This window comes from Ruminococcus intestinalis (assembly GCF_014288065.1).
Lineage (GTDB): Bacteria > Bacillota > Clostridia > Oscillospirales > Acutalibacteraceae > Ruminococcoides > Ruminococcoides intestinale_A.
Window position 1 is genome coordinate 1 of record NZ_JACOPS010000019.1, and the last position, 515, is coordinate 515.

General features: G+C 37.1%; 1 rRNA gene. It reads right to left on the reverse strand.

Going from position 1 to position 515, the window contains the following annotated elements:
* Positions 1-117: ribosomal RNA gene (locus H8R91_RS11950) — 23S ribosomal RNA — on the reverse strand; the annotation flags it as partial.
* Positions 118-515 lie beyond the last annotated feature (398 nt).

Here is a 515-nt window from a genome sequence, read left to right on the forward strand (position 1 = left end):
CGGAAATCTACGGATATAACGCTCACTTACAGCTCCCCGTAGCTTATCGCAGTTAGTCACGTCCTTCATCGGCTCTCGGTGCCAAGGCATTCCCCTTGTGCTCTTTGTAGCTTGACCATTTGAGATATCTTTTGGTTCTTCTTTGTAATGTAAATTACTCTTTTTTCGCAGTTTAATAAGCCATTAGTTTATAACTAATCTTTTATTACCCTTTAAGCTAATTGTAGTATTTATTACCTTCGTTTAACGCTTTCTCTTATTTGAGTTTGTCAAGTTTCATTCTCTTCGCTATTCTTTAAATAACTCCCACTCGTCTAATCTGTTGCAATCACTAATGTGATTTTACAGCTTAGTCCTCGTCAGTCGTTATTTAAAGGCTTCGAGATTCAACTCTTCTTGTTAAAACCTGTCAATAATTACTTTTCTCGCTTTATCTGCTATACTTTATTCAGTTTTCAAGGTACTTTCTTTGAGTACTTTCGTACTCTTGGTGGGCTTAAGTGGACTCGAACCAC